General features: G+C 67.8%; 20 protein-coding genes and 1 tRNA gene. 13 read left to right on the top strand and 8 right to left on the bottom strand.

All coding sequences use genetic code 11. The features are described 5' to 3' along the window. The first annotated feature begins 103 nt into the window (after positions 1 to 103). Positions 104 to 760, top strand: a complete 657-nt coding sequence (locus AC1DHY_RS00715) for an MBL fold metallo-hydrolase (RefSeq protein ID WP_476877738.1) — start codon at positions 104 to 106, stop codon at positions 758 to 760. Positions 761 to 779: 19 nt separating this feature from the next. On the opposite strand, the gene cds1 is transcribed toward AC1DHY_RS00715, so the two are convergent. Next, positions 780 to 1,874 (bottom strand): L-cysteine desulfhydrase Cds1, encoded by a 1,095-nt coding sequence (gene cds1 / locus AC1DHY_RS00710; protein WP_476877739.1) that lies wholly within the window; start codon positions 1,872 to 1,874, stop codon positions 780 to 782. 63 nt (positions 1,875 to 1,937) lie between these two features. Here cds1 and AC1DHY_RS00705 point away from each other — a divergent pair, with 63 nt between their 5' ends. Next, entirely contained in the window at positions 1,938 to 2,777 is an 840-nt protein-coding gene (locus AC1DHY_RS00705; RefSeq protein WP_476877740.1) for a sulfurtransferase, read from the top strand. On the opposite strand, the gene AC1DHY_RS00700 is transcribed toward AC1DHY_RS00705, so the two are convergent. Beyond that, the gene (locus AC1DHY_RS00700; RefSeq protein ID WP_476877741.1) at positions 2,774 to 4,219 is read right to left on the bottom strand and encodes an HNH endonuclease; all 1,446 of its coding nucleotides are present in this window, start codon (positions 4,217 to 4,219) and stop codon (positions 2,774 to 2,776) included. The two genes, AC1DHY_RS00705 and AC1DHY_RS00700, sit on opposite strands and share 4 nt — an antisense overlap. Positions 4,220 to 4,467: 248 nt before the next feature. Continuing rightward, the gene (locus tag AC1DHY_RS00695) at positions 4,468 to 5,121 is read right to left on the bottom strand and encodes a LysE family translocator (protein WP_476877742.1); all 654 of its coding nucleotides are present in this window, start codon (positions 5,119 to 5,121) and stop codon (positions 4,468 to 4,470) included. A 114-nt stretch (positions 5,122 to 5,235) separates the two neighbouring features. Here AC1DHY_RS00695 and AC1DHY_RS00690 point away from each other — a divergent pair, with 114 nt between their 5' ends. Both AC1DHY_RS00690 and AC1DHY_RS00685 read left to right on the top strand, forming a co-directional pair. Then, positions 5,236 to 6,390 (top strand): NAD(P)-dependent alcohol dehydrogenase, encoded by a 1,155-nt coding sequence (locus AC1DHY_RS00690; RefSeq protein WP_476903020.1) that lies wholly within the window; start codon positions 5,236 to 5,238, stop codon positions 6,388 to 6,390. Beyond that, the gene (locus AC1DHY_RS00685) at positions 6,387 to 6,815 is read left to right on the top strand and encodes an HIT family protein (RefSeq protein WP_476877744.1); all 429 of its coding nucleotides are present in this window, start codon (positions 6,387 to 6,389) and stop codon (positions 6,813 to 6,815) included. The genes AC1DHY_RS00690 and AC1DHY_RS00685 overlap by 4 nt, the downstream gene beginning before the upstream one ends. A gap of 13 nt (positions 6,816 to 6,828) precedes the next feature. Here AC1DHY_RS00685 and hrpA read toward each other — a convergent pair whose 3' ends face one another. Then, positions 6,829 to 10,836, bottom strand: coding sequence for an ATP-dependent RNA helicase HrpA (hrpA, locus tag AC1DHY_RS00680; protein WP_476903019.1), 4,008 nt, complete (start codon positions 10,834 to 10,836; stop codon positions 6,829 to 6,831). Between the two features lie 109 nt (positions 10,837 to 10,945). After that, on the bottom strand, positions 10,946 to 11,113 hold the full coding sequence (locus tag AC1DHY_RS00675) for a hypothetical protein (protein WP_476877746.1): 168 nt from the start codon (positions 11,111 to 11,113) through the stop codon (positions 10,946 to 10,948). An 81-nt stretch (positions 11,114 to 11,194) separates the two neighbouring features. Between AC1DHY_RS00675 and AC1DHY_RS00670 the strand changes: the two genes are divergently transcribed. Beyond that, entirely contained in the window at positions 11,195 to 12,160 is a 966-nt protein-coding gene (locus tag AC1DHY_RS00670) for a GlxA family transcriptional regulator (RefSeq protein WP_476877747.1), read from the top strand. Positions 12,161 to 12,188: 28 nt separating this feature from the next. Here AC1DHY_RS00670 and AC1DHY_RS00665 read toward each other — a convergent pair whose 3' ends face one another. Both AC1DHY_RS00665 and AC1DHY_RS00660 read right to left on the bottom strand, forming a co-directional pair. Beyond that, positions 12,189 to 12,476, bottom strand: a complete 288-nt coding sequence (locus AC1DHY_RS00665; RefSeq protein ID WP_476877748.1) for a protealysin inhibitor emfourin — start codon at positions 12,474 to 12,476, stop codon at positions 12,189 to 12,191. A 50-nt stretch (positions 12,477 to 12,526) separates the two neighbouring features. Beyond that, the gene (locus AC1DHY_RS00660) at positions 12,527 to 13,573 is read right to left on the bottom strand and encodes a M4 family metallopeptidase (RefSeq protein ID WP_476903018.1); all 1,047 of its coding nucleotides are present in this window, start codon (positions 13,571 to 13,573) and stop codon (positions 12,527 to 12,529) included. 117 nt (positions 13,574 to 13,690) lie between these two features. Here AC1DHY_RS00660 and AC1DHY_RS00655 point away from each other — a divergent pair, with 117 nt between their 5' ends. Continuing rightward, positions 13,691 to 14,668, top strand: coding sequence for a cation diffusion facilitator family transporter (locus AC1DHY_RS00655; RefSeq protein WP_476879384.1), 978 nt, complete (start codon positions 13,691 to 13,693; stop codon positions 14,666 to 14,668). Positions 14,669 to 14,734: 66 nt separating this feature from the next. Here the strand turns inward: AC1DHY_RS00655 and AC1DHY_RS00650 are convergent. Then, a tRNA-Arg gene (locus AC1DHY_RS00650) sits at positions 14,735 to 14,807 on the bottom strand. 183 nt (positions 14,808 to 14,990) lie between these two features. On the opposite strand from AC1DHY_RS00650, the gene argS reads away from it, so the two are divergent. The 7 genes from argS (at position 14,991) to prfA (ending at position 24,973) form a co-directional block, all read left to right on the top strand. Next, positions 14,991 to 16,655 carry an arginine--tRNA ligase gene (gene argS, locus AC1DHY_RS00645; RefSeq protein WP_476879385.1) on the top strand — a complete coding sequence of 555 codons (1,665 nt, stop codon included), beginning with the start codon at positions 14,991 to 14,993 and terminating at the stop codon, positions 16,653 to 16,655. Between the two features lie 5 nt (positions 16,656 to 16,660). Further along, the gene (gene lysA / locus AC1DHY_RS00640) at positions 16,661 to 18,127 is read left to right on the top strand and encodes a diaminopimelate decarboxylase (RefSeq protein WP_476879386.1); all 1,467 of its coding nucleotides are present in this window, start codon (positions 16,661 to 16,663) and stop codon (positions 18,125 to 18,127) included. Then, on the top strand, positions 18,128 to 19,444 hold the full coding sequence (locus tag AC1DHY_RS00635; RefSeq protein ID WP_476879387.1) for a homoserine dehydrogenase: 1,317 nt from the start codon (positions 18,128 to 18,130) through the stop codon (positions 19,442 to 19,444). Further along, positions 19,445 to 20,551 carry a threonine synthase gene (gene thrC, locus AC1DHY_RS00630; protein WP_476879388.1) on the top strand — a complete coding sequence of 369 codons (1,107 nt, stop codon included), beginning with the start codon at positions 19,445 to 19,447 and terminating at the stop codon, positions 20,549 to 20,551. A gap of 2 nt (positions 20,552 to 20,553) precedes the next feature. Beyond that, positions 20,554 to 21,540 (top strand): homoserine kinase, encoded by a 987-nt coding sequence (thrB, locus tag AC1DHY_RS00625; RefSeq protein WP_476903017.1) that lies wholly within the window; start codon positions 20,554 to 20,556, stop codon positions 21,538 to 21,540. Positions 21,541 to 21,848: 308 nt separating this feature from the next. After that, a complete protein-coding gene (gene rho, locus AC1DHY_RS00620) occupies positions 21,849 to 23,897 on the top strand; it encodes a transcription termination factor Rho (RefSeq protein WP_476903016.1) in 2,049 nt (682 codons plus the stop codon). 2 nt (positions 23,898 to 23,899) lie between these two features. After that, positions 23,900 to 24,973 (top strand): peptide chain release factor 1, encoded by a 1,074-nt coding sequence (prfA, locus tag AC1DHY_RS00615; RefSeq protein WP_476880370.1) that lies wholly within the window; start codon positions 23,900 to 23,902, stop codon positions 24,971 to 24,973. Positions 24,974 to 24,980 lie beyond the last annotated feature (7 nt).

The raw sequence follows: 24,980 nt of genomic DNA, 5'->3' as shown, positions 1-24,980 counted from the left end.
GGAAACTCGCTTCGCTGGGGGTGGTACTGCGGGGTGGGCAGGCTCCCAGATTACCAGCCGGGTCCCGTGGACACCGCCTCGGACCGCGCCATAGGCTGGCCGGATGAAGCTGACCAAATTCACCCATGCCTGCGTCCGCCTCGAGAAGGAAGGGCGCGTCCTGGTACTGGATCCGGGCACGTTCTCCGAGACGGCGGAGGCGCTGGACGGCGCGTCGGCCGTGCTCATCACCCACGAGCACGCGGACCACATCGACGTCGACGCCGTTACCGGCGCCCTGCTGGCCAACCCGGAGCTGGAGCTCTATGCCCCCGACGGCGTGGCCTCGGGGCTGCGGGAGAAAGCGTCGGCCGCAGCCGGGCGGATCCACACCGTCGCCGCGGATGAGGCGTTCGAGGCGGCCGGCTTCGACGTCCGGAGCTTTGGCGGCCAGCATGCGCTCATCCATCCGCAGATCCCGGTGGTGGCCAACGTCGGCTACCTGGTGGATTCCAACGTCTACCACCCCGGGGATTCCTTCGCGATTCCGGACGGGATCGACGTCCAGACGCTGCTGGTTCCGATCCACGCGCCCTGGAACAAGATCGGCGAGGTGGTCGATTTTGTCATCGGCGTCCGTGCTCCGCGAGCCTTCCCGGTCCACGACGCGCTGCTGAACGACCTCGGGCGGGGGCTTGTGGAGAACCATGTCACCCGGATCGGTGCCAGGTACGGCACCGAATACCGGCACCTTTCCAGCGGCGAGTCAGTGGAGGTCTAACCCTCCGGGGCCCCGCTCCCTACGCGGGCCAGGCACCGGTCGCGAAGAATTCCTCGATAACGGCCTCATATGGGGCCGGGTCCAGGCCCTGCGCCTGCAGCCAGTCCGGGTTGCAGTAATTGCCCGAGTAGCGGTCGCCGCCGTCGCACATCAACGACACCACGCTGCCCCGGCGGCCCTCGGCGACCATCTCCGCGATCAGCTGCCACACGCCCCAGAGATTGGTTCCGGTGGACGGGCCCGCGTGGAGCCCGACGTGCCGGCGCAGGTGGCGCATCGCGGCGACCGAGGCGGCATCGGGCACCTGGATCATGTGGTCGATGACAGCCGGAACAAAGCTCGGCTCCAGGCGCGGCCGCCCGATCCCCTCGATCCGGGACGGCAGCCCGGTGGCGTCCGTCGTGGTGCCGCCGTCCCGGCCGGCTAGCCAGCCCGGGAAGAAAGCCGAGTTCTCGGGATCGACGACGGCGAGTGACGTGTTGTGGCGCTGGTAGCGCAAGTAGCGGCCAATCGTGGCACTGGTCCCTCCGGTGCCGGCTCCCACGACGATCCAACGCGGGACCGGGTGCTCCTCCAGGGCGAGCTGGCCGAAGATGGATTCCGCGATGTTGTTGTTGCCCCGCCAGTCGGTGGCGCGCTCGGCGTAGGTGAACTGGTCCATGTAGTGGCCGCCGGTGCTGCGGGCCAGCTCCTCGGCGGCCGCGTACACCTCGGAGGCATGGTCCACAAGGTGGCAAGTACCGCCGAACTGCTCGATCAGGGCGATCTTTTCGCGGCTGGTGGTCCGGGTCATAACGGCAATGAACGGCAGTCCCAGCAGCTGGGCGAAATACGCTTCGGAGACGGCGGTGCTTCCGCTTGAGGCCTCGACGATGGTGGTGCCCTCGCGGATCCAGCCGTTGACCAGCCCGAAGAGGAACAGCGACCGGGCCAGCCGGTGTTTGAGGCTCCCGGTGCGGTGCGTCGATTCGTCCTTGAGGTACAGCTGAACACCCCAGTGCTCGGGCAGCGGCACCGAGTAGAGATGGGTGTCGGCCGACCTGTTGTTCTCCGCATTGATCCGGCGGATAGCCTCATCGGCCCAGGCCCGGTCCTGCTCGCGCTCGTTCGTCACCGCCCCAGCCTACCCGCGGGGGTGCCTACGCGGCGGTAGCAGTGGCACCGTTAGAGTGGGCGGATGAACACGCTGATGACTGTGGCCGACCTCAAGGACCGAATGGACTCCGGCGCCCGAACGGTGCTGCTGGATGTCCGCTGGGCCCTCGGCGACCCGCATGGCCGGGCCCACTACCGGGAGGCCCACATCCCCGGCGCGGTCTTTGTGGACCTTGCCTCCGAGCTTGCCGGTCCGGCCGACCCCGCCCGCGGCCGCCACCCGCTGCCGCCGCCCGCGCAGTTCCAGCAGTCCGCCCGCTCGTGGGGTATCCGTAACGGCGACGTGGTGGTGGCCTACGACAACACCGGTAACCTCGCAGCAGCCAGGCTCTGGTGGATGCTGCGCAACGCCGGATTCGAGTCCGTTTCCCTGCTCGACGGCGGCCTGGCCGCCTGGCGCGCCGCGGGCTTCGACGTCGAAAGCGGCGACGCCGGCGTGGAGCCGGGCGACGTCGCACTGACAGACGGTGCCATGCCGGCGATTGGCGCCAGCGAGGCGGCGGCCTGGTCCGGCCGGGGCCTGTTGCTCGATGCCCGGGCGGGGGAGCGCTACCGCGGCGAGATTGAGCCCGTGGACCCGCGCGCGGGACACATCCCGGGTGCCGTGAGCGCACCGACCACGGCCAACCTGGCGGCAGACGGCCGGTTCCTCCCGGGCGGCGACCTCCGTCAGCGTTTCCTCGACCTGGGGGTCCGCGAGGATGCGCCCACTGCCGTGTATTGCGGGTCCGGGGTGACAGCAGCCCACGAAGTGGCGGCACTGGAGATCGCCGGCTTCCCCGCGGTCCTGTACCCCGGGTCATTCTCGGAGTGGTCGAACAACCCGTCCAACAGCGTGGTCACCGGCGCCGACCCGGCTTAGGCAGCGGGCAGCCGCGCCGACCGGGAGCCCATCAGGGATCTTCGGGCAAGGTGTCGCTGCACCCTCCGCTGATGATGACGCGGATCAGGATGCGGATCGGGTCGGGGCGCTGCCGGACATCCGGGCAGACGGGGAGCGGCGGAGGCATACTTGTGGCCTGTCGGCGTCGTGACCTCAATGGTGTGCGTGGGGCCAGGCCGCGGCGTGGCGCTCCACCCGGGCGTCTCCTTGGTGTGGTTGCAGGCTTCGCAGAGCCCCGCGCCGTTGCTGGCGGAGGTGGTGCCACCGGCGTGCCACGGGACCACGTGGTCCAGGTGACGGATCGGTGCGTCACAGTAGGGGGAGCGGCAGGTGTCGTCGCGGGCGTGGATGAAGCGACGCAGTCCCGCGGGGAAGAGCCGGGCCCGCGAGTCCATTGCCAGGAGTTCACCGGTGGCCGGTGCGGTGTAGAGCCGGCGCAGCCAGGCGGCCATGGTCCGTCCGTCGCCCGGGCTGCGGGCGGGGCCGCTGGATAGGAGCTTCCGCGCCCACCCCGCAGGCACGATGCCGTAGCCGGGCACTCTCGCGGGCTCACTGTCTCGCTGCAACAGGGTGCGATCGGTCATAACAAGCTGAATTTCGGTCCCCGACAGGCCGCCGGCTTTCCCGGTGGCGCGCTCCACCAAGGCGTCGGCCATTATCTGGCCGCGCGAGCGGGGATCGCCGTCGGAGCGCAGCGCATCGGCGTGCCGGATCAGTGCGGCGTGCACTGCCACACCAGCGGCGACGGGCAGCAAGGCTGTCAGGTAACACATGGTGTCCGGGGCCGGACGGAGGCTGACGTGGCGCTCCCCTTCGGCGCGACTGGCACGGTCTGCCACGGACCGTGGGTCCCGGCGGTAGGCTGCCGCCCTCGCTGCGGCGGTAATGGCCCGGTCTCCTGAGCCCTCGAAGCTGCCTGCGTCGGCCGCCAACTCCTGATCCACGGCAGTGCGGTCTGCAGCGGACAGGCATGCTGTTTCTCGCACCACAAGGGTCGCGCGCCATTCGTTGAGCTGTCCGGTCTCCAGCGCGGCGAGGGTGCGAGGCATCTCCGTAACGAGCGCGGTGGCCAGTCCCAGGAGGCGGCCACCCCGAGCAGGCGATTCACGGCGGGCCAGGGCAATCTGGGCGCCAATGCCGGTGCCCAGCCTGTCCGCCGGTAGGCCGGCGTCGGCCTGCGCGCGGCGCTGAAGCATGTCAAAGGCAACCGCCAGCCTGGCCTGGCGGGCTGAAACGGCGGACCTCAGGTTCTCCAGGGCCCGTATTTCGTCAATGAGGGCAGCCGGACTGGCCGGCGTCGGGATGCCGGGCAGGAGCTTGGCAAAGTCCTCGACCGTCACACGGTGGGTCAGGGGCCGGCCGGCCGAAACCGCGCCGGAATGCCCCGCCGAAACCATTGCCGGATTGCTGTTGCCGTCCATAGTCATACTGTTCCAGCGACCTCTGACAATATAAGCAGCGGCAGAATCGGCCGTGCAGCAGGGCCGCTGGCTCCTGAGACCCCTGTGCCGCAACGGGGTGAGGCGGTCAATCTCCTGAAGCAGCGCTCAGGCCACGGCGCCCCCGCCGCAGAGCCAGATGTCCAGGGCCTGTGACCAGGCCTCCCTGCCCGGAGGACGCACTCCAACCCGGACCGCCGGCGTCGTAGCCGGCCAACCTTGGCAGGTTCCTAGTGCCCCGGCTCCAGGGCGAGCTTCAGGCCAAAGCCAACCAGGACCGTTCCTGTGATCCGGTCGATCACCCGGATGCTCCGGGCACTTTTGAGCCACTTGGAGGCAAAGCCGGTCGCGAAGATCAGCAGCGTGAACCAGAGCATGGAGAACGCGCAGTGCACCCCGGCCAGCAGCATTCCCATCAGCAGGGGAGAGGCCCCGGAAGGAATGAACTGCGGGATCGTGGCGATGTAGAAGACCCCGACCTTCGGATTCAGCAGGTTGGTGCCGGCCCCGGTGAGCCAGCCCCTGAGCAGCTGGCGTCCGCCGGCCGCAGGCAGGGACGCTTCGGCGTGCCCCGCCGTCGTCCCGTCACTGCTGCGCCAGCTTTTCCAGAGCAGCGACAGACCCAGCCAGATCATGTACGCCGCGCCGGCCAGTGTCAGGAGGCGGTATGCGAGTTCGGAGGCCGCGAGCAGCGCCGAAACCCCCACGGCCGCGGCAATGCCCCACACCATGGCGCCGGTGCTGATGCCTAGGGCGGTGGCAAAAGCGAAGCCGCGGGACCGCGAAATGGAAGAGCGGAGCACCAGTGCGGTGTCGATGCCGGGCACCAGGGTCAGCAGCCCGGCGACAACGGCGAAAGAGAGAACGGCTTGATAGACAGTCACCCTCCAAGGATAGGGCGGCTGAACTGCGGAAAAGCGCCAGAACGCCGGCTCCGCCCACCCCCGCCCGTGCGGGCAAACTGGCACCGAAAGCGCTCCCGGGGGTAGCGTCGAGCCATGACTCCAGGACGCCCCGTACCGCCGCCCCTCGCCAAGCCGCTTCCCGACCTCACCGCGGCCGGCGCTGACGCCAGCGCCACGCTCGCCGCCGCGTACGGCGCCACCGCCAGCGACAGCGGCCTCGTCCCGCTGACCGTCGCCCGGCGCGCGCCCAAGGCCGACGACGTCGAGATCGCCATTGAGTTCTGCGGCCTCTGCCACTCGGACGTGCACGCCACCCGCGGCGAATGGGGCACCCAGAACTACCCGCTCGTTCCCGGGCACGAAATCGTCGGCCGCGTCACCCGCGTCGGCTCCGCCGTCGACGACTTCACGGTCGGGGAACGCGTCGGCGTCGGCTGCATGGTTGATTCCTGCCGCGAATGCGACAGCTGCCTCGACGGCCTCGAGCAGTACTGCGAAAACGGCATGACCGGAACCTACGGCGCCAAGGATGCCCGCAACGGCGGCGCCATCACCCAGGGCGGCTACTCGACGTCGATCGTCGTCGACCGGAACTACGTCCTCCGGGTTCCGGAAGGACTGGACCCCGCCGCCGCGGCACCCCTGCTCTGCGCCGGTATCACCACCTATTCGCCGCTCAACCACTTCGAGGTTGAAGAGGGCGACGTTGTGGGTGTGGTGGGCCTGGGCGGACTCGGGCACATGGCGGTCAAGATCGCCAAAGCCATGGGGGCAGAGGTCACGGTCTTCACCACCTCGGAGCGCAAGTTTGAGGCCGCCCGCGAGCTCGGTGCCGACCACGTGGTCCTGTCCACGGACCCGGCGGCGATGGAGGCCACGGACCGCAGCATCGACGTCATCATCGACACCGTCGCCGCCCCGCACGACCTCAACCCCTTCTTCCGGACCCTGCGCGTGGACGGCGCCCTGTTCCAGCTCGGTCTGCCCTCCGAGGCGATGCCGCCGGTCAACCCCGGCGCCCTGATCCGCCGCCGTATCGCCTATGCCGGGTCTCTCATCGGCGGGATTGCAGAGACCCAGGAAATGCTGGACTTCTGTGCCGAGCACGGCGTGGTGTCCGACGTCGAAGTGGTCAGCGCGGACCAGCTGAACGAAGCCTACGACCGGATGGTGGCCGGCGACGTGAAGTACCGGTTTGTTCTGGACGCCAGCACCCTGGGGTCCCCGGCGGAAAAGGCGGACGCATGAGCACCCTGTTCACCAAGATCATCAACGGCGAGATCCCGGGCCGCTTCGTGTGGCGCGAGGACGACGTCGTCGCCTTCCTGACCGTGGGTCCGCTGGCCGACGGCCACACCCTGGTGGTCCCCACCGAGGAAGTCGACCGCTGGACCGATGCGTCGGCGGACACGGTGGGCAGGGTCATGGAGGTGGCCCGCAGGATCGGCGCCGTCCAGGTGAAGGTGTTCGACGCCGCCCGTGCGGGCCTGATCGTGGCCGGCTACGAGATCAACCACATGCACGTGCATGTTTGGCCCTCCAACTCGATGGCCGACTTCGACTTCGGCGCGGTGGATCAGCACCCGGACCCCGCCCGGCTGGACGCCAACGCGGAGAAGTTGCGGGCAGGGCTGCGCGACGCCGGCCACGGCGCGTACGTGCCGGACGCCTAGGGCCGCGAAGCCGCTAGGCCGGTGCCAGGGCCTTGTTCAGCACTGTCCGGATCCGCTTTTCGGAGACCGAATAGGCGGTGCCGAGTTCGACGGCGAAGAGGCTCACCCTGAGTTCTTCGATCATCCAGCGGACCTGGGTTAACTCGGTGCCCAGGCGCCGGCCCGGCAGCAGCGCCGAGACGGCGTCGTCGTAATCGTCCTCCAGGGCCTGGACGGCTGCCATGTGTTGGGCGTCGCGCTGGACGTTCCCGGGAAGCTTCTCCAGGCGCTTTTCGATGGCTGCGAGGTAGCGCGGCAGCTGGCTGAGCTGGGCGTAACCCGTGCGTGCCACAAAGCCGGGGAAGACCAGCTGTTCCAGCTGGCTTTTCACGTCATTGAGCGCGCTGATCAGGGCCAGGCTGGTGGTCCCCTTAAGCTGTTTTTCGATCCTCCGCGTGCTCGCCAGGACGCGTTCGACGACGACGGTCACCGTGAAGACCGTATCGATCAGCTCGGCCCGGACCAGTTCGTACAGGTCCTTGAATGACGCCTCGTCCCAGGGCAGGGCCTCCGGCGTGAGCTTGTCGATCGCTGCCAGGGAGCAGTCCGCGATGAGGGCGGACACGGAGCCATGCGGGTTTTGGCTGAACGTCAATTTCTCGGTGTTGTTCAGGTGCTCCAGGACATAGCGGTCCGGCGGCGGCACCTTCAGGGCGAGCAGCCGGATGACCCCGCCCCGCATGGCCTGTTCCTGCTCGGACGTGGTCTGGAACAGCCGCAACGCCACGGACGTACCCTCGTCCACCAGCGCCGGGTAGCCGGTGACTGTGTGACCCTTGACGGTGCCCTGTACCTGGCGCTGGACGGTCCCGAAGGTCCAGTCCTTCAGCCCGGACAGTTCAGTGAATCCGGCGGGGCCGGCAGCCTGGCGTGCCGGCGCGGCGTCAGGCGCAGCGTTCTTGCCGTCCCTCTGTCCATTGCCACGGTTACCGGACTTGGCCCCCACTGTGGAGGGCGTGGCGCCGAGGGACTCGGCAATGGCGCGGCGGGTGGCGGGGGCCAGCTTCTCCTGCAGGGCGGCGAGGTCTTTGCCTTCGTCCAGGACCTTGCCGCTGGAGTCGACCACGCGGAAGCTGACCCGCAGGTGGGCCGGCACGGCGTCCCAGTTCCAGGACCCCGCCGGGATGACCTGGCCGCGGATCCGGCGCAGCACCAGTTCCAGTGACGGCTCGAGTTCATCGGCGGCGGGATCGAAGTCGGCTTCGAGGGCTGCGACGGCCTGCCGTGCGACGTCGGGAGCCGGGACGAAGTTCTTCCGGACCTGCTTGGGCAGGGACTTGATCAGGGCCGTCACCAGCTCCACCCGCTGGCCGGGAATCAGCCAGCGGAATGCGGCGTCGTCCAGCTGGTTCAGGAACAGGACGGGGACTTCGGCTGTGACGCCGTCGGACGGATTCGGTGGCGAGCCCGGAGCCACCGGATGGAACTCGTAGCTCAGCGGCAGGTCGAAGCCCTTGTGCTGCCAGATCTTCGGGTAGGCCGAGTCATCCAGGGCGTCGGCGTCCTCGCTGATGAGCAGCGACTGGTCAAAGTCCAGCAGCGCGGGGTCCTGCTGGCGTGCTTCCTTCCACCACTTGTCGAAGTGGCGTTCGGACACTACGTCCTTGCCGACGCGGGCGTCGTAGAACCCGAACAGAGCCTCATCGTCCACGAGGATGTCCCGGCGGCGCATCCGGGCCTCAAGCTCCTCGACTTCCTGCAGCAGGGCACGGTTGCGGTGGAAGAACTTATGGTGGGTCTGCCAGTCACCCTCAACCAGGGCATGCCGGATGAATAACTCGCGGGACAGCTCCGGATCCACCCGCCCGTAGTTAACCCGCCTGCTGGGGATGATCGGCACGCCGTACAGCGTGACTTTCTCATGGGCCATCACCGAGCCCATCTTCTTGGACCAGTGCGGCTCGCTGTAGCTGCGTTTGACCAGGTCGGGCGCCACCTGCTCGGCCCAGAGGGGATCGAATTTCGCGGCTACCCGGGCCCAGAGCCTGCTCGTTTCCACCAGCTCGGCGGCCATCACAAAGGTGGGGGATTCCTTGAATAGGGCGGAGCCGGGGAAGATCGCGAACCGGCTGCCGCGGGCGCCGGCGTACTCGCGTTTGCGTTCGTCGAGGATACCGATGTGGCTCAGCAGGCCCGAGAGCAGGCTGATATGGATGCCTTCGTGGTTGCCCACGGGATCGGTGAGCCGTTTGTTGTCGAGGCTGATGCCCAGCGGCCGGGCGAGCTGGCGCAGCTGGGCAAAGAGGTCCTGCCACTCCCGGACGCGCAGGTAGTTGATGAACTCGGTGCGGCACAGCCGGCGGAAAGCGGTGGAGGAGAGCTCCTGCTGCTTCTCCTGCAGGTAGTTCCACAGGTTCAGGTAGCCCGTGAAATCGGAGTTCTCGTCCCGGAACCGCGCGTGTTTCTCCGCGGCGAGCTGCTGCTTGTCGGTCGGGCGCTCGCGCGGGTCCTGGATGGTCAGCGCAGCGGCCAGGATCATGACCTCGCGGACGCAGCCACGCTTCCCGGACTCGACGATCATCCGGCCCAGCCGCGGATCCACCGGGAGTTGGGCCAGCTGCTGTCCGACGGCGGTCAGCCCGCCGCCGTTGCGGTTGTTGCGGTTGGTCCCGCCGTTCCGGCCGCCGCGCGCGCCGGCGTCGCCCGCGGGCTCCTGGCTGCGGACGGCATTCAGGGCGCCGAGCTCGCGCAGGAGGGAGACGCCGTCGTTGATGGCGCGGGAATCCGGCGGCTCAACGAACGGGAAGTTCTCCACGTCCTTGGGTCCCCGGGCCACGCCCATGGCGGTCATCTGCAGGATGACGGCGGCGAGGTTGGTGCGGAGGATTTCCGGATCGGTGAACTGCGGGCGGGACTCGAAGTCTTCCTCGGAGTAGAGCCGGATGGCGATGCCGTCGGAGACGCGCCCGCACCGGCCGGAGCGCTGGTTGGCCGAGGCCTGGGAGACCCGTTCGATGGGCAGGCGCTGGACCTTGGTCCGGTGCGAGTACCGCGAAATGCGGGCGGTGCCGGTGTCGATGACGTACTTGATGCCGGGAACAGTGAGCGAGGTTTCGGCGACGTTGGTGGCCAGGACAATCCGGCGCTTGCTGCCGGGGTGAAACACCTTGTGCTGTTCCTGGAGGCTCAGGCGGGCGAAGAGCGGCAGCACTTCGGTGCCGGCGAGCCGCCGGTTGGCCTGGATCCGGGCGTTGAGCGCCTCCGCGGCGTCCCGGATCTCGCGCTCGCCGGAGAAGAAGATGAGGATGTCGCCGGGGGCCTCCGTGGCGAGCTCGTCGACGGCGTCGCACACGGCGTCCAGCGGGTCGCGGTCTTCCTCGAGTTCGTCGTCGGAACCCTCGCCGTCACCATCGGCGCCTGGACCACCGGCCGGCTGGGACAGCGGACGGTAGCGGATTTCCACCGGGAATGTCCGGCCGGACACTTCGATGATGGGGGAGGGGTCCTCCTCGCTGCCGAAGTGCTTGGCGAAGCGCTCCGGATCGATGGTGGCCGAGGTGATGATGATCTTCAGGTCCGGGCGCTGGGGCAGGATGCGCTTCAGGTAGCCGAGGATGAAGTCGATGTTGAGGCTGCGTTCGTGGGCCTCGTCGATGATGATCGCGTTGTATTTGCGCAGCAGCTTGTCGCGCTGGATCTCGGCCAGCAGGATGCCGTCGGTCATCAGCTTGACCTTGGTGGAGCGGCTGACCTCGCCGGTGAAGCGGACCTGGAAACCGACTTCCTGGCCGATCTCCACACCAAGTTCCTCGGCAATGCGCTCAGCCACGGTCCGGGCGGCGAGCCGCCGGGGCTGCGTGTGTCCGATCAGGCCGTTCTCGCCCAGTCCGAGCTCCAGGCACATCTTGGGGATCTGGGTGGTCTTACCGGAGCCCGTCTCGCCGGCGATGATGGTCACCTGGTTCGCGGCGATGGCGGCCATCAGGTCCTCGCGCCGTTCGGAGACCGGCAGATCGGCGGGGTAGGAGATATGCAGTGTCATGGCTGAAAACAGTCTACTGTCCGCCGCGCCGGGCAGAGAGTTGCCCGGTCCCTGGCGGGGCCGGGCAGCAGGTGGGGTTGGTGATTGGGGGTGCGGGGCGCCCTGCGGGCTAGAAGAACCGCAGGCTGTAGCTGGTGCTGGGAAGGTCGTGGGCCATCCAGTACTCTTCCGAACGGACAGGGGGATTGTGGCCGAGCCCGTCCTTCCGGAGGCTCCGGAGGGTGGCGGCCACGGCGGCGAGGACCAGGATGATGAGGGCAATTCCGATGAGTTCCATACCTCCATGGTTCTCCGGTACTGGATCCAAAAAAAGTGGCAGAAACGACCAAAAAACTATAATTTCTGCCACACTGGATACATGATCAAATCAGTGGCAATGATTGTGGTTCCCAACTTCTCGGTCTTCGAATTCGGGACCGCTTTCGAGGTGTTCGGCGTGGACCGGTCGGACCGCGGATCCGGGGTCCCCGCCTTTGATTTCCGGGTCTGCACGCCGGAGCCCGGGGATGTGCCCATGAAGTCGGGGCTGTCCATGCACGTGCCGCTCGGACTGGCGGCGGCCGCGGACGCGGACCTGGTCATCATGACTCCGTTCGGCAAGGACTCCGATGTGGCGGAGTCCGTGCTGGAGGCGCTGCGGGCCGCGCACGCACGCGGGGCCTGGGTCATGTCGATCTGCTCCGGGGCCTTTGCGCTGGCCCGGGCGGGCCTGCTGGATGGCCGCCGCTGCACCACCCACTGGCACTACTCGCAGGAGCTCGCCAGCCGGTACCCGGCGGCGCTTGTGGACGAAAACGTGCTCTACGTCCAGGACGGCCGAATCATCACCAGCGCCGGAACGGCCGCGGGAATCGACGCCAGCCTGCATCTGGTCCGGGTGGAACTGGGCGCCAACGTCGCAGCCAGCATCGCGCGCGACATGGTGGTTCCGCCGCACCGCGACGGAGGGCAGGCGCAGTTCATTGACCGCCCGATGCCGCGCTGCGGATCCCAGCCGATGGAGGAACTCCTGCGCTGGATGGTCCGGAACCTGGACGAGGACCACTCCGTCAATGAACTCGCCGCGCGCGTGCATATGTCCCCGCGGACGTTCGCCCGCCGTTTCCGTGCCGAGACCGGCGCCACGCCGGCCGCCTGGCTGAACTCCCAACGGGTCCTCCGCGCCCAGGAACTCCTGGAAACGACCGACCTCAATATTGACGAGATCGCCCGCGAATCCGGGTTCGGCCACTCAGTGCTGCTCCGCCACCACTTCGCCAAGGTGCTCGACACCAGCCCGCAGTCATACCGGCGCACCTTCCGCGGGCACCTGGCGGCGGTCTAGGTCCCTCTGACCTGGTGCTAGGCCTCTATCAAGCCTCGTCCGGCGGCACGTCGCCGGCGGAAGCCCGGGCACAGTCAACCAGGGCACGCCAGGGTCCGGTGACGTGCCGCTCGGGCAGGGTGGCGCGGCGCTGGCCGGCACGGATCCGGTAAACGAAGCGGTCGGGCTGTCCGGTGTCGTCCCCGGGCAGGTTGTCCCACGGGCAGGCTTCGATGAGGCCCTGCCACTGGTCCAGGGCGTCGGGAGTCTCCGGCTGCACGCTCCAGACACGCTGGATCCCGGCTACGCCGCCGCTGCGCTGAACCGTGATCTTCATGGGTGTCTCTCCACCGGGACTCGTCGTCGTGCTCGGTCGGCACGTGCCGCTTACAGCCTCACTTTCACAGTTTCCCACGCCTTCCGGACGGCGTCATGCTCTGCCGACTCCGCACCGAAGAGCTCCTGGGCGGAGGCCGCCGTGGCCTTGGCGAAGGCACTGAACGTGGCAGTGGGCTTCAGCGAACCTCCGGTCAGGGTCTCGTACCAGATCCGCCCGGGGGTTTCCCAGGCGTTTCCTCCGATAGCCGCCGCCACAAGGTAGAACGCGCGGTTCGGGATCCCGGAGTTAAGGTGCACCCCGCCGTTGTCCGAACTGGTGCGGACATAGGAATCCATCGAGTCCGGCTGCGGATCCTTGCCGAGCACGTCGTCGTCGTACGCGGTCCCGGGCGCCTTCATGGAGCGCAGGGCAACGCCCTGCACCTGGTCGGTGAAGAGGCCCTCGCCGATCAGCCAGCTGGCCTGATCGGCCGTCTGCTGTTTGACGAACTGCTCCACGAGCGCACCGAAGACGTCCGAGACGGACTCGTTCAGGGCGCCGGATTGATTGCGGTAGGTGAGTCCGGCGGAAAACTGTGTGACGCCGTGCGTGAGCTCATGGCCGATCACGCTCATGGAGGCCGTGAACCGGTTGAAGACCTGGCCGTCGCCGTCGCCAAAGACCATTTGCCGGCCGTCCCAGAAAGCGTTGTCATAGCGCTGGCCGAAGTGCACCGTCGCGTCCAGCGGCAGGCCGTTGCCGTCAATGGAATTGCGGCCGAAGGCATCCGCGTACAGCCGGTGCGTGTGGCCCAGGCCGTCGTAGGCCTCATCCGCCGCGGGGTCCCCGGTGGCGTTCTCGCCCTCCTTGCGGACCAGCACCCCCGGCAGGTTCTCCGAGGTCTTTGCGTCGTAGATGGTCCGCTGCGGCGGCCCCGGTGTGAGCTGCCGCAGGCCCGGGGGCGTTGCCGGCGAGGGCAGGGCCCGGGACGCCTGGAAGGTCCTGACGTGCTGCAGGGCTTCCTTGGCGGCGCGGGCGGCGATCAGCAGCCGTGGTTCATGCTGCTGGGCTGCCAGCCGGCGCAGCAGATAAGGCGGGATGATGGAGCAGTACATGTTGAGACCCCTTAACTTCAGCCGATGCGAACAGCCTACGAGCGGGCTCCGACAATTGGCAGGGGTCGGGCCGGTAGTCACCCGCACAAACCGGCTGCCGTTGGATACGGTAGGCCCATGGCGGAATCGGAAAAGCGGAAAAAGCCCGGCTCGACCCTGGTAACGGTGATCATCGCCTTCGCGGCGAATTTCCTCGTCGCAGCGGCAAAGACGGTCGCCGCGCTGCTGTCCGGGTCCGCATCGATGACGGCGGAGGCCGCGCACTCCTGGGCGGACACCGGCAACCAGATCTTCCTGTTCTTCGCCGAACGGCGGTCGGCCCGGCCACGGGACAAGAGCCACCCCATGGGGTACGGCCGGGAAGCCTACGTCTGGTCGATGTTCGCAGCCTTCGGGCTCTTCACCGCCGGGGCAGTGGTGTCCATCATGCACGGGATCCAGCAAATCATTGCCCCCGAGCCGGCAGCGGACTTCACCATCGCCTATGTGGTGCTGGCCGTTGCGTTCGTCTTTGAGGGAATCTCCTTCATCCAGGCGTTCCGGCAAACCCGGAAGGCGGCCCGGCAGCTGGACCGGCACACCCTGGAGCAGGTCCTGATCAGCTCGGACCCCACACTGCGTGCCGTCTTTGCGGAAGACGCCGCCGCGCTGATCGGCCTCGTGGTGGCCTTTGCCGGCATCTTCCTGCACCAGGTCACCGGCTCGCCGATTCCGGACGCCGTGGGCTCGATCGTCGTCGGGGTGCTGCTGGCCGTCGTCGCCGTCGTGCTGATCGACCGCAACCGGCGCTTCCTGGTGGGCCAGGGCGTCACCCGGGACATCGAACGCTCCATGGCCCAGCGGGTGCTCGAGCACCAGGAGATCGCCCGTCTGACCTACCTGCACCTGGAATTTGTGGGCCCCCGGCGGCTGTACCTTGTTGCCGCCGTCGATCTGCAGGGGGACCACCCGGAACACGAGGTGGCCGTGGCCCTGCGCCGCATCGAGCGGGAACTGGAGGACCACGAAACGGTGGAAGAAGCCGTCCTGACCCTGGCCACCCCGGACGAACCGGAGCTGGAGTTCAGCGCCGGGGCCAGCCACGACGCCAGCTGAGCGGACAACAAACACCCCGGACAGCAAAAACCCCGCCGTTTCACTGAAACGGCGGGGTTTTGTGTGTGCCCTCGATAGGATTCGAACCTACGACCTTCTGCTCCGGAGGCAGACGCTCTATCCCCTGAGCTACGAGGGCAATCAGGGATCCTGCCGTGACCGGCGGGACGTCCTAGAGCTTAGCAGGAAGGTGGGCTCCAAACGAAAATCCGCCGCCCGGGCACGGCGCCGCATCCAACAGCGCATCCATCAGGGGGAGCGGCAGCCCCGGATGATGGCGCCATAATTCCACCGGACTGCGGGCCTTCGGTAGGCTAGAACCGTGACCCCAGAAGAACTCTCCCTCGCCATATCCGCCTGCCTGAAGGACGCCGTCGCCGCTGGTGACATTGCCCTCGCCGCCACTGATATCCCGGAGGCGGTACGCGTGGAGCGGCCGAAGAACAGGGACCACGGCGACTGGGCCACCAACATCGCGCTGCAGCTGGCCAAAGCGGCGGGTACCAACCCGCGGCAGCTGGCCGGGCTGCTGAGTGAGCGGCTCGCCTCGATCGAGGGCGTCTCCGCTGTCGACATCGCCGGCCCGGGGTTCCTGAACATCACGGTCGATGCCGCGGCCGCCGGTGCCCTCGCCAAAGCCATCGTCGAGGCCGGAACCGCATACGGGACCAACACCGCGCTCGCGGGCCGCACGGTCAACATGGAGTTCGTCTCCGCCAACCCCACCGGTCCGCTGCACATTGGCCACACCCGCTGGGCCGCCCTGGGCGACTCCATCGCCCGGGTCCTGCGGGCTTCCGGTGCCGACGTCACTGCCGAGTACTACATCAACGACGCCGGCTCGCAGATGGACGTCTTCGCGCACTCGGTGCTGTCCCGGCTGCACGGCCGGGGCGTTCCGGAGGGCGGCTACCCGGGCGAATACATCGCCGACCTCGGCCACGAGGTCCTGACCCGGCACCCGGACATCCGCGAACTCACCGACGTCGCTGCCCTTCCCGTGATCCGCGGCGCGGCCTACAAGGCCCAGCTGCACGACATCAAGCAGACCCTCGCGGAGTTCGGCGTCGAGTTCGATGTCTACTTCTCCGAGCAGGAACTGCACGACGCCGGCGCCATTGCCGACGCCGTCGCCCGGCTCCGGGAACAGGGCCACGTGTACGACGACGGCGGCGCCGTCTGGCTGCGCACCACCGACTTCGGTGACGACAAGGACCGCGTGATGATCCGCGCGAACGGCGAGCCAACATACTTCGCCGCCGACGCCGCGTACTACCTGTCCAAAAAGGACCGTGGTTTCACCGAGAAAATCTACCTGCTCGGCGCCGACCACCACGGCTACATCAACCGGCTCAAGGCCATCGCGGCTGCGGCCGGCGACGATCCCGAGGTCAACATCGAGGTGCTGATCGGCCAGCTGGTCTCCGTCAACGGCGCCAAGCTGTCCAAGCGGGCCGGCAACATCATCGAACTCAAGGACCTGATCTCCTGGCTGGGCAAGGATGCCGTCCGCTACTCCCTGGCCCGCTTCCCGGCCGACTCCCCGCTGACCCTGGACCCGGAGCTGCTCAAAAAGCACAGCAACGAGAACCCGGTGTTCTACGTCCAGTACGCGCACGCCCGGTCCCGCGGCGCCGCACGCAACGCCGTGGCCGCCGGGGTCGAACGGAGTGTGGACGGCAAGGACAGTTTTGACGCGTCCCTGCTGGACCACCCGACCGAAAACGAGCTGCTCTCCCACCTGGGCAGCTACCCGTCGATTGTGGCCAAGGCGGCCGAGCTCCGCGAGCCGCACCGCGTGGCCCGCCACCTGGAAGTCATCGCGGGGGCCTACCACCGCTGGTACGACGCCTGCCGCGTGGCACCCTTGGGCGAGGAACCCATTACCGACCTGAACCGGACCCGGTTGTGGCTCAACGACGCCACCAGCCAGGTGCTGGCCAACGGACTGGAACTGCTGGGCGTTTCGGCGCCGGAACGGATGTGAACGCCATGACCGCGACACCGGATCAAAGCAACACCGCCTCCCCGCTCGCCCCGGACTGGCTCGCCGTCCCGGACGACCTGAACGCGCTGCACACCCCGATGTGGGCGGAGGGCGTGGCCAGGAACGACGGCGGCGAGCTGGCCATCGACGGCATCCCGGTCAGCGAACTGCAGCGGCAGTTCGGGACACCGCTGTTTGTTATGAGCGAGACCGATTTCCGGGCCCGGGCCCGGGCCTTCCAGGACGCCTTCAACGAGGCGTTCGCCGATATCTGCGGGGGAGTGGACGTCTACTACGCCGGTAAGTCGTTCCTGTGCACCGCCGTCGTCCGCTGGGTCGAGGAGGAAGGGCTCCGGCTGGACACCGCGTCCGGCGGGGAACTGGCCGTCGCGGCCAGTGCCGGCATTCCCGGTGCCGCCGTGGCCCTGCATGGGAACAACAAATCCGACGCCGAGATCCACCGGGCCCTCGACATGAAGCTCGGCCGGATCGTCATCGACAGCCTCGACGAGCTGCAGCGCGTGGCTGCGATCGCGGCCAATCGGGGCGAAACGGCCAAGGTGATGCTGCGGCTGACCCCCGGCGTGCACGCCCACACCCACGAATTCATTGCCACCGCGCACGAGGACCAGAAGTTCGGCCTCTCGATGGCCGGCGACTCTACGGACCAGGCCGGCCTGTCCGCCGCTGAAGAGGCTGTGGCGGCCGCGGCGGGCCATGACAGCATCGAGCTGCTGGGGCTGCACTGCCACATCGGGTCCCAGATCTTCGAGCCGGACGGCTTCGCCCTGGCCGCGGAAAAACTGCTGGACTTCCTCGCCGCCATGCAGGCCAAGTACTCGATCGTGCTGCCCGAACTGGACCTTGGCGGTGGCTACGGCATCGCCTACACCCCGGTGGACACCCCGCGGCCGCCGGCCGAAATCGCCCAGGCGATGGCCGTCGTCGTCCGCGCGAAAGTCGCCGAACTCGGCATCACCGCGCCGCGGATCTCGATTGAACCCGGACGCGCGATCGTCGGAACCAGCACTTTTACCCTGTACGAGGTGGGAACCCTCAAGACGGTCCGGGTGGATGCGCCGGAAAACGGCGCAGAAAACGTTACGTTCCCGCGCCGTTATGTGTCGGTCGACGGCGGCATGAGCGACAACGCCCGCCCGGTGCTCTACGACGCGGATTATTCAGCCGTGGTGGCGTCGCGCAGCACCGATTCGGCGGCGCAGCTGTCCCGAGTGGTGGGCAAACATTGCGAGAGCGGCGACATAGTTGTTAGAGATGTATATCTGCCCGAGGACGTGGCAGCCGGTGATCTGCTCGCTGTACCGGGGACCGGCGCCTACTGCTGGGCCCTGTCAAGCAATTACAACTATCTGGCCCGGCCGGGCGTTGTCGCGGTACGCGATGGATCAGTCCGGCTTATTGTCCGCGGCGAAACCGAACAAGATCTGCTGAACCGCGACATGGGAGTCTGAATGACGGAAATGCAAACCCTGAAAGTGGCCCTGCTGGGCTGTGGCAACGTCGGAGCCCAGGTTGCGCGGATCCTCATTGACGACGCCGAGGCCCTGGCGTCCCGCACCGGAGCCCGCCTCGAACTGAGCGGCGTCGCCGTGCGCAACCCGGATGCCCGGCGCGACGTCGAACTGCCCCAGGACCTCTTCACCACTGACGCCGAGGCTCTGGTCAAGGACGCTGACCTCGTCATCGAACTGATGGGCGGCATCGAGCCGGCGCGCGGCCTGATCCTGACCGCTATCCGGCATGGCGCGTCCGTCGTGACCGGCAACAAGGCACTGCTCGCCCAGGACGGCCCGACCCTCTACGAGGAGGCGGACAAGGCAGGCGTTCAGCTCTCCTACGAGGCCGCCGTCGCGGGTGCCATCCCGATCCTGCGCCCCATCCGGGACAGCCTTTCCGGCGACCGGATCACCCGGGTCCTGGGCATCGTCAACGGCACCACAAACTTCATCCTCGACCAGATGGACACCACGGGCGCACAGTTCGCGGACGCCCTCGCCGAGGCCCAGCGGCTGGGCTACGCCGAAGCGGACCCCACGGCCGACGTCGAGGGCCTGGACGCCGCCGCGAAGGCCGCGATCCTCGCGTCCCTGTCCTTCCACACGCGGTTCGCCCTCGAGGACGTCTACTGCGAGGGCATCACCTCGGTCACGGCGGCGGACATCGCCGCCGCCAAGGACGCCGGCTTTGTCATCAAGCTGCTGGCCATCGCCGAAAAGCTCACAGACGACGCCGGCGAGCCGGGCGTCTCGGTGCGGGTGCACCCCACCCTCCTTCCCCGTGAGCACCCGCTCGCCGCAGTGCACGGGGCGTTCAACGCGGTCTTCATCGAAGCCGAAAACGCCGGCGAGCTGATGTTCTACGGCCAGGGCGCCGGCGGCACGCCGACGGCGTCGGCCGTGCTGGGCGACCTGGTGTCTGCAGCCCGCCGGATCGTGCTGGGCGGCCCCGGACGCACCGAAACCACCACCGGACACGTTCCTGCGCTGCCCATCGACGCGGCCGTGACCAGCTACTACATCGGACTCGACGTCGCGGACCAGCCGGGCGTCCTCGCCAGGATTGCGCAGCTGTTCGCAGAACACGGCGTGTCCATCGAAATCATGCGCCAGACCATCCACCGCGACTCGGCCTCCAAGGCTGAGTCGGCGGAACTGCGGATCGTCACGCACCGCGCCAGCGAAGCCGCCCTGTCGGCAACTGTCCAGGCCGTCAAGGGCCTGGACATCATCAATTCCGTCACATCCGTACTGCGGGTAGAAGGGGTCTAAGTGGCTCACCAATGGCGCGGAGTCATCCGCGAATACGCCGAACGCCTGCCGGTCACCGAGGCCACCAAAGTCATCACCCTCGGTGAGGGCGGCACCCCGCTCGTCCACGCGCAGAAGCTCTCCGAACTCACCGGTTCCACGGTCTACCTCAAGGTCGAGGGCATGAACCCCACCGGTTCGTTCAAGGACCGCGGCATGACCATGGCCATGACGGCCGCCGTCGCCTCCGGGGCCAAGGCAGTGGTCTGCGCCTCCACCGGCAACACGTCGGCGTCCGCCGCCGCCTACGCAACCTCCGCCGGACTGCAGTGTGCCGTGCTGGTGCCCGAGGGCAAAATCTCGATGGGCAAGCTGAGCCAGGCCATTGCGCACGGCGCCACGCTCCTGCAGGTGGACGGGAACTTCGATGACTGCCTCGACATCGCCCGCAAGCTGGGGGAGTCGTACCCGGTGTTCCTGGTGAACTCGGTGAATCCGGCCCGGATTGAAGGACAAAAAACCGGTGCCTTCGAAGTGGTCGACGCCCTCGGCGACGCCCCGGACATCCACGTGCTCCCTGTCGGCAACGCCGGCAACATCAGCGCGTACTGGAAGGGCTACAAGGAATACGCGGCGCCCTTCGAATCCGCCACTGCAGGAAACCTGCCCGCCGTCGCAACAAAGACCCCGGTCATGTGGGGCTTCCAGGCCGCCGGCGCAGCCCCGTTCGTTGCGGGGCACCCCATCACGGAGCCGGACACCATCGCCACCGCCATTCGGATCGGCAACCCCGCCTCCTGGGACACCGCCGTCGCCGCGCGCGACGAATCCGGCGGTGTCATCGAGGCCGTCACGGATGAGGAAATCCTCTCCGCGCACCGCTGGCTCTCCGCCCGCGAAGGCGTCTTTGTCGAACCGGGTTCCGCTGCCGGCGTCGCCGGGCTGATCAAGAAGCACGCCGCGGGCCAGGTACCGTCCGGCAAGACCATCGTCATCACCGTCACCGGGCACGGCCTCAAGGATCCGCAGTGGGCCCTGCGCACCGAAGACGGCAGCGATGTGCAGCCGGTCAAGGTGGCCAACGACGTCGTCACGGTCGCGGCCGAACTGGGACTGGAAGAAAAATAGCCTTGGAAACAACCCTCACCGTCCCCGCCGAATCGGCCGCCGACACTCCGGCGGTCCCGGCGGGGCAAGTGGTCACCGTCCGGGTGCCGGCCACCAGCGCCAACCTCGGCCCCGGCTACGACAGCCTGGGCCTGGCGCTGTCCCTGCACGACACCCTGACGGTGGAAACCCTGGCGAGCGGCGAGCTCGAATTTGAACTCAGCGGCGAGGGCGCCGACACGCTGCCCCGCGACGCGAGCCACCTGGTGGCCAGAGCCCTCACCGAGGCGCTGCACGTACTGGGTTTCCGCCACGAGGGGCTGCGGATCACCGCGGACAACGTCAACCCGCACGGGCGCGGCCTGGGGTCCTCGGCGGCAGCCGTGGTGGCAGCCGCCACCGCCGCGAACGCCCTGGTCCCGGCTGAATCCCGCCGCGGCAAGGACTGGATCCTGCAGTTCACCAGCCGGCTTGAAGGGCATCCGGACAACGTCGCACCCGCCATTTTCGGCGGATTGGCGCTGTCATGGCAGGACAGTGACCAGTACAGCAGCACCTGCGCCACAGTGGACGCCGGCATCGTCCCGGTGGTCGCGGTGCCGGACTTCGAGCTCTCCACCGAAGCGGCTCGGGCTCTTTTGCCTGCCTCGGTGGGACACCACGCGGCCGCCATGAACTCGGGCAGGGCCGCCCTGCTGATCCATGCCCTGACGCAGAACCCCGAATTCCTGCTGGCAGGAACCGAGGACTACCTGCACCAGAGCTACCGCGCCCAGGCGATGCGGCCCAGCGCCGCGCTGATCGACGCGCTTCGGCAGCGCGGCCACGCAGCCGTGGTCTCGGGCGCCGGGCCCACCGTGCTGGTGCTGGCGTCCGGCGAAAAGGAAGCGGCCGACGTCGTCGACTTCATCGGAGCTTTCACCGCCGACAACACGCCGGACGTCGCTTGGCGTGTGATGAAGCTGGCTGTAGACACTGAGGGTGCTAAAGTGGAAGTGCACCGGCGGTAATCACGCAAGCTTTGTATAGACCGCGATGTTGGCCCAGTTGCCCTCTCTCATCTTTCACTGCGCAAACAATTTCCGGTGCCGCCTGCTTTCGGCCTGACGAAAGAAGCTGCAGAATTCCTCTGTACCCCTGAATCGTCAGCCGGCCGTTCCTTACTTTCGGGGCGTGTCTTGGTGTAGCAGTATCCGGCCCGCCGGCCGATATCCAACCGGCATGGCCGAAATCCCGGCTGCAGATCTGAACTGCAGCCCAGATCAAATCACCGCGTCCAGCTCCTAGCCTGGACGCCGTCGAGGGGGAAGGATCCTTCGTGACCGAAACCACTGAGCTGTCTCCAGCTGTGGACACATCATCTTCTGCTGCCGCTTCGGCAGCACCCGCCAAGAGCAGCGGCCTCGCAGGCCTCAAGCTCGCCCAGCTGCAGGCCCTGGCCAGCCAGCTGGGTATCTCCGGCGGCTCCCGGATGCGCAAGGGCGATCTGGTGACTGCCATTTCCGCCCACCGTGCCGGTACCCCGATCAGCAAGTCCGCCGACCGCGCCGCTGAGAAGGCGAGCGACAACGGCTCCATTGCCCACGCTGTTGCCCCGGCCGCCGCACCCGTAGCGGCCGAAACCGCTCCGGCCGAGAACCCGCGTGCCCGCACCCGGGGACGCAGCCGCCGCGCAGGCAGCGACGGTGTTGTCACCGCTCCCGCCGCCGAGGCCCCCGCCGCAGCACCTGAGGTCCAGGCCGCCCCGGAGCAGGCTCCGGCCGAGCAGGGCTCCGAAGGCAGCGACCGCACCCGCCAGCCGCGGACCCGTAACCGCCGCCGCGGCGAAGCAGCCGCCCAGGCCGAAGCTCCCGCCGCTGCAGCCACCGAAGCTCCCGCCGAGCAGACGGCCGGCGAACAGCGCCAGGACCGCCAGCCCGAGCAGGGCAACGACGACGGCCAGCGCCGCGAGAACACCCGCGGCCGTGGCGGCCGTGAGGACAACGCCGCCAACCGCGACAACAGCCGCGACAACAACCGCGACAACGACGACAACGACGGCGGCAGCCGCCGCAACCGCCGTAACCGTCGTGACCGCAACGACCGCTCGGGCGGCCAGGACAACCGCGACAACAACTCGCGCAACGACCGTTTCCGGGACCGCAACGAACGCCGCCGCGGCCGTTCCCAGGGCCCGGACGTCGACGACGTCGAGGTCACCGAGGACGATGTCCTGCTGCCCGTCGCCGGCATCCTGGACGTGCTGGAGAACTACGCGTTCATCCGCACCTCCGGTTACCTGCCGGGTTCGAACGACGTCTACGTATCCCTCGCCCAGGTCAAGAAGTACAACCTGCGCAAGGGCGACGCCGTCGTCGGTGCCATCCGCGCCCCGCGTGAAGGCGAAGCCCAGCACAACAACCAGCAGCAGTCGGCCCGGCAGAAGTTCAACGCCCTGGTCCGCGTCACCTCGGTCAACGGCAAGACCCCCGAGGAGCTGAAGGACCGCGTAGAGTTCGCGAAGCTTGTTCCGCTCTACCCCTCCGAGCGCCTGCGCCTCGAGACGGACCCCAAGAAGATCGGCCCCCGCGTCATCGACCTGGTTGCCCCGATCGGCAAGGGCCAGCGTGGCCTGATCGTCTCGCCGCCGAAGGCCGGCAAGACCCTCATCCTGCAGTCCATCGCGAACGCCATCACCACCAACAACCCTGAGGTCCACCTCATGATGGTGCTCGTTGACGAACGTCCCGAAGAAGTCACGGACATGCAGCGCACCGTCAAGGGTGAGGTCATTGCCTCCACCTTCGACCGGCCCGCCGATGACCACACCACCGTGGCCGAACTCTCCATCGAACGCGCCAAGCGGCTCGTGGAAATGGGCATGGACGTGGTGGTCCTGCTGGACTCGATGACCCGCCTGGGCCGTGCCTACAACCTGGCAGCACCGGCCTCCGGCCGCATCCTGTCCGGTGGTGTCGACTCGGCCGCGCTGTACCCGCCGAAGCGCTTCTTCGGTGCGGCACGCAACATCGAAAACGGCGGCTCGCTGACCATCCTGGCCACCGCCCTGGTTGAGACCGGCTCCAAGATGGACGAGGTCATCTTCGAGGAGTTCAAGGGCACCGGCAACATGGAACTGCGCCTGTCCCGCCAGCTCGCGGACAAGCGCATCTTCCCGGCCGTGGACGTCAACGCGTCCGGCACCCGCCGCGAGGAAAACCTGCTCTCTGCCGAGGAAGTCAAGATCGGCGTACTGCGTACGCCGGCCGCAACGCTCCGACAGGCCCGATGCCACTCCCGGGCCGGCAAAAAATATGCGACGCCGGCCGCCAGGTCACCGGCCGCTTCGTGCGTCATTAGACTTGGTACCAAGTCGAAAGAGGTTTGAAAATGTTTGAGTCCGTACAGGGGCTGTTGGATGAGCATGCTGCTATTCAGGCGCAGCTTGGGGATCCTGCCGTTTATGCTGACCAGAAGCTGGCCCGGAAGCTGGGGCGGCGGTCTGCTCAGCTGAACGGCATTGTGGAGGCTTACCACCGCTGGGAAGGCATCAGCGATGACCTCGCGGCCGCCAAGGAAATGGCCGACGAGGATCCTGAGTTCGCCGCCGAGGTGCCCGAGCTGGAGACTGCGCTGGAGACGGCCGCGGCCAAGCTTCGCCGGCTGCTGATCCCGCGCGACCCGGACGATGCCCGCAATGTGATCCTCGAGGTCAAGGGCGGCGAAGGCGGCGACGAGGCTGCCCTGTTCGCCGCGGACCTCCTGCGCATGTACAGCCGCTACGCCGAATCCCGCGGCTGGAAGACCGAACTGATCTCCGCCACGGAATCGGACCTCGGCGGCTACAAGGACGTCCAGATGGCCGTCAAGGGCAACTCCAACGACCCCGCCGAAGGCGTCTACGCCCGGCTGAAGTTCGAGGGCGGCGTGCACCGGGTGCAGCGTGTTCCCGTGACCGAATCCCAGGGCCGCATCCACACCTCGGCCGCCGGCGTGCTGGTGCTCCCCGAAGTGGACGAGCCCGAGGAACTCGAAATCAACCAGAACGATCTCAAGATCGACGTCTACCGCTCCTCCGGCCCCGGCGGGCAGTCGGTCAACACCACCGACTCCGCGGTGCGCATTACCCACCTTCCCACGGGCATTGTGGTGGCCATGCAGAACGAGAAGTCCCAGCTGCAGAACCGTGAGGCCGGCATGCGCGTGCTGCGTGCCCGCATCCTCGCGCACCAGCAGGAGCAGATCGACGCCGAGAACTCCGCGCAGCGCAAGTCGCAGATCCGCACCATGGACCGCTCGGAGCGCATCCGGACGTACAACTACCCGGAAAACCGGATCGCGGACCACCGCACCGGGTACAAGGCGTACAACCTGGACCAGGTCATGAACGGGGACCTGGAACCAGTCATCCAGTCCGCCATCGAGATGGACGAGCAGGCCCGCCTCGACGCCATCGGCGACTAGTAGCGAC

This window comes from Arthrobacter sp. 05L44 (assembly GCF_056397605.1).
Note: the sequence above shows the minus strand (reverse complement) of the source record. Positions and strands in the feature narration are given on the sequence as shown.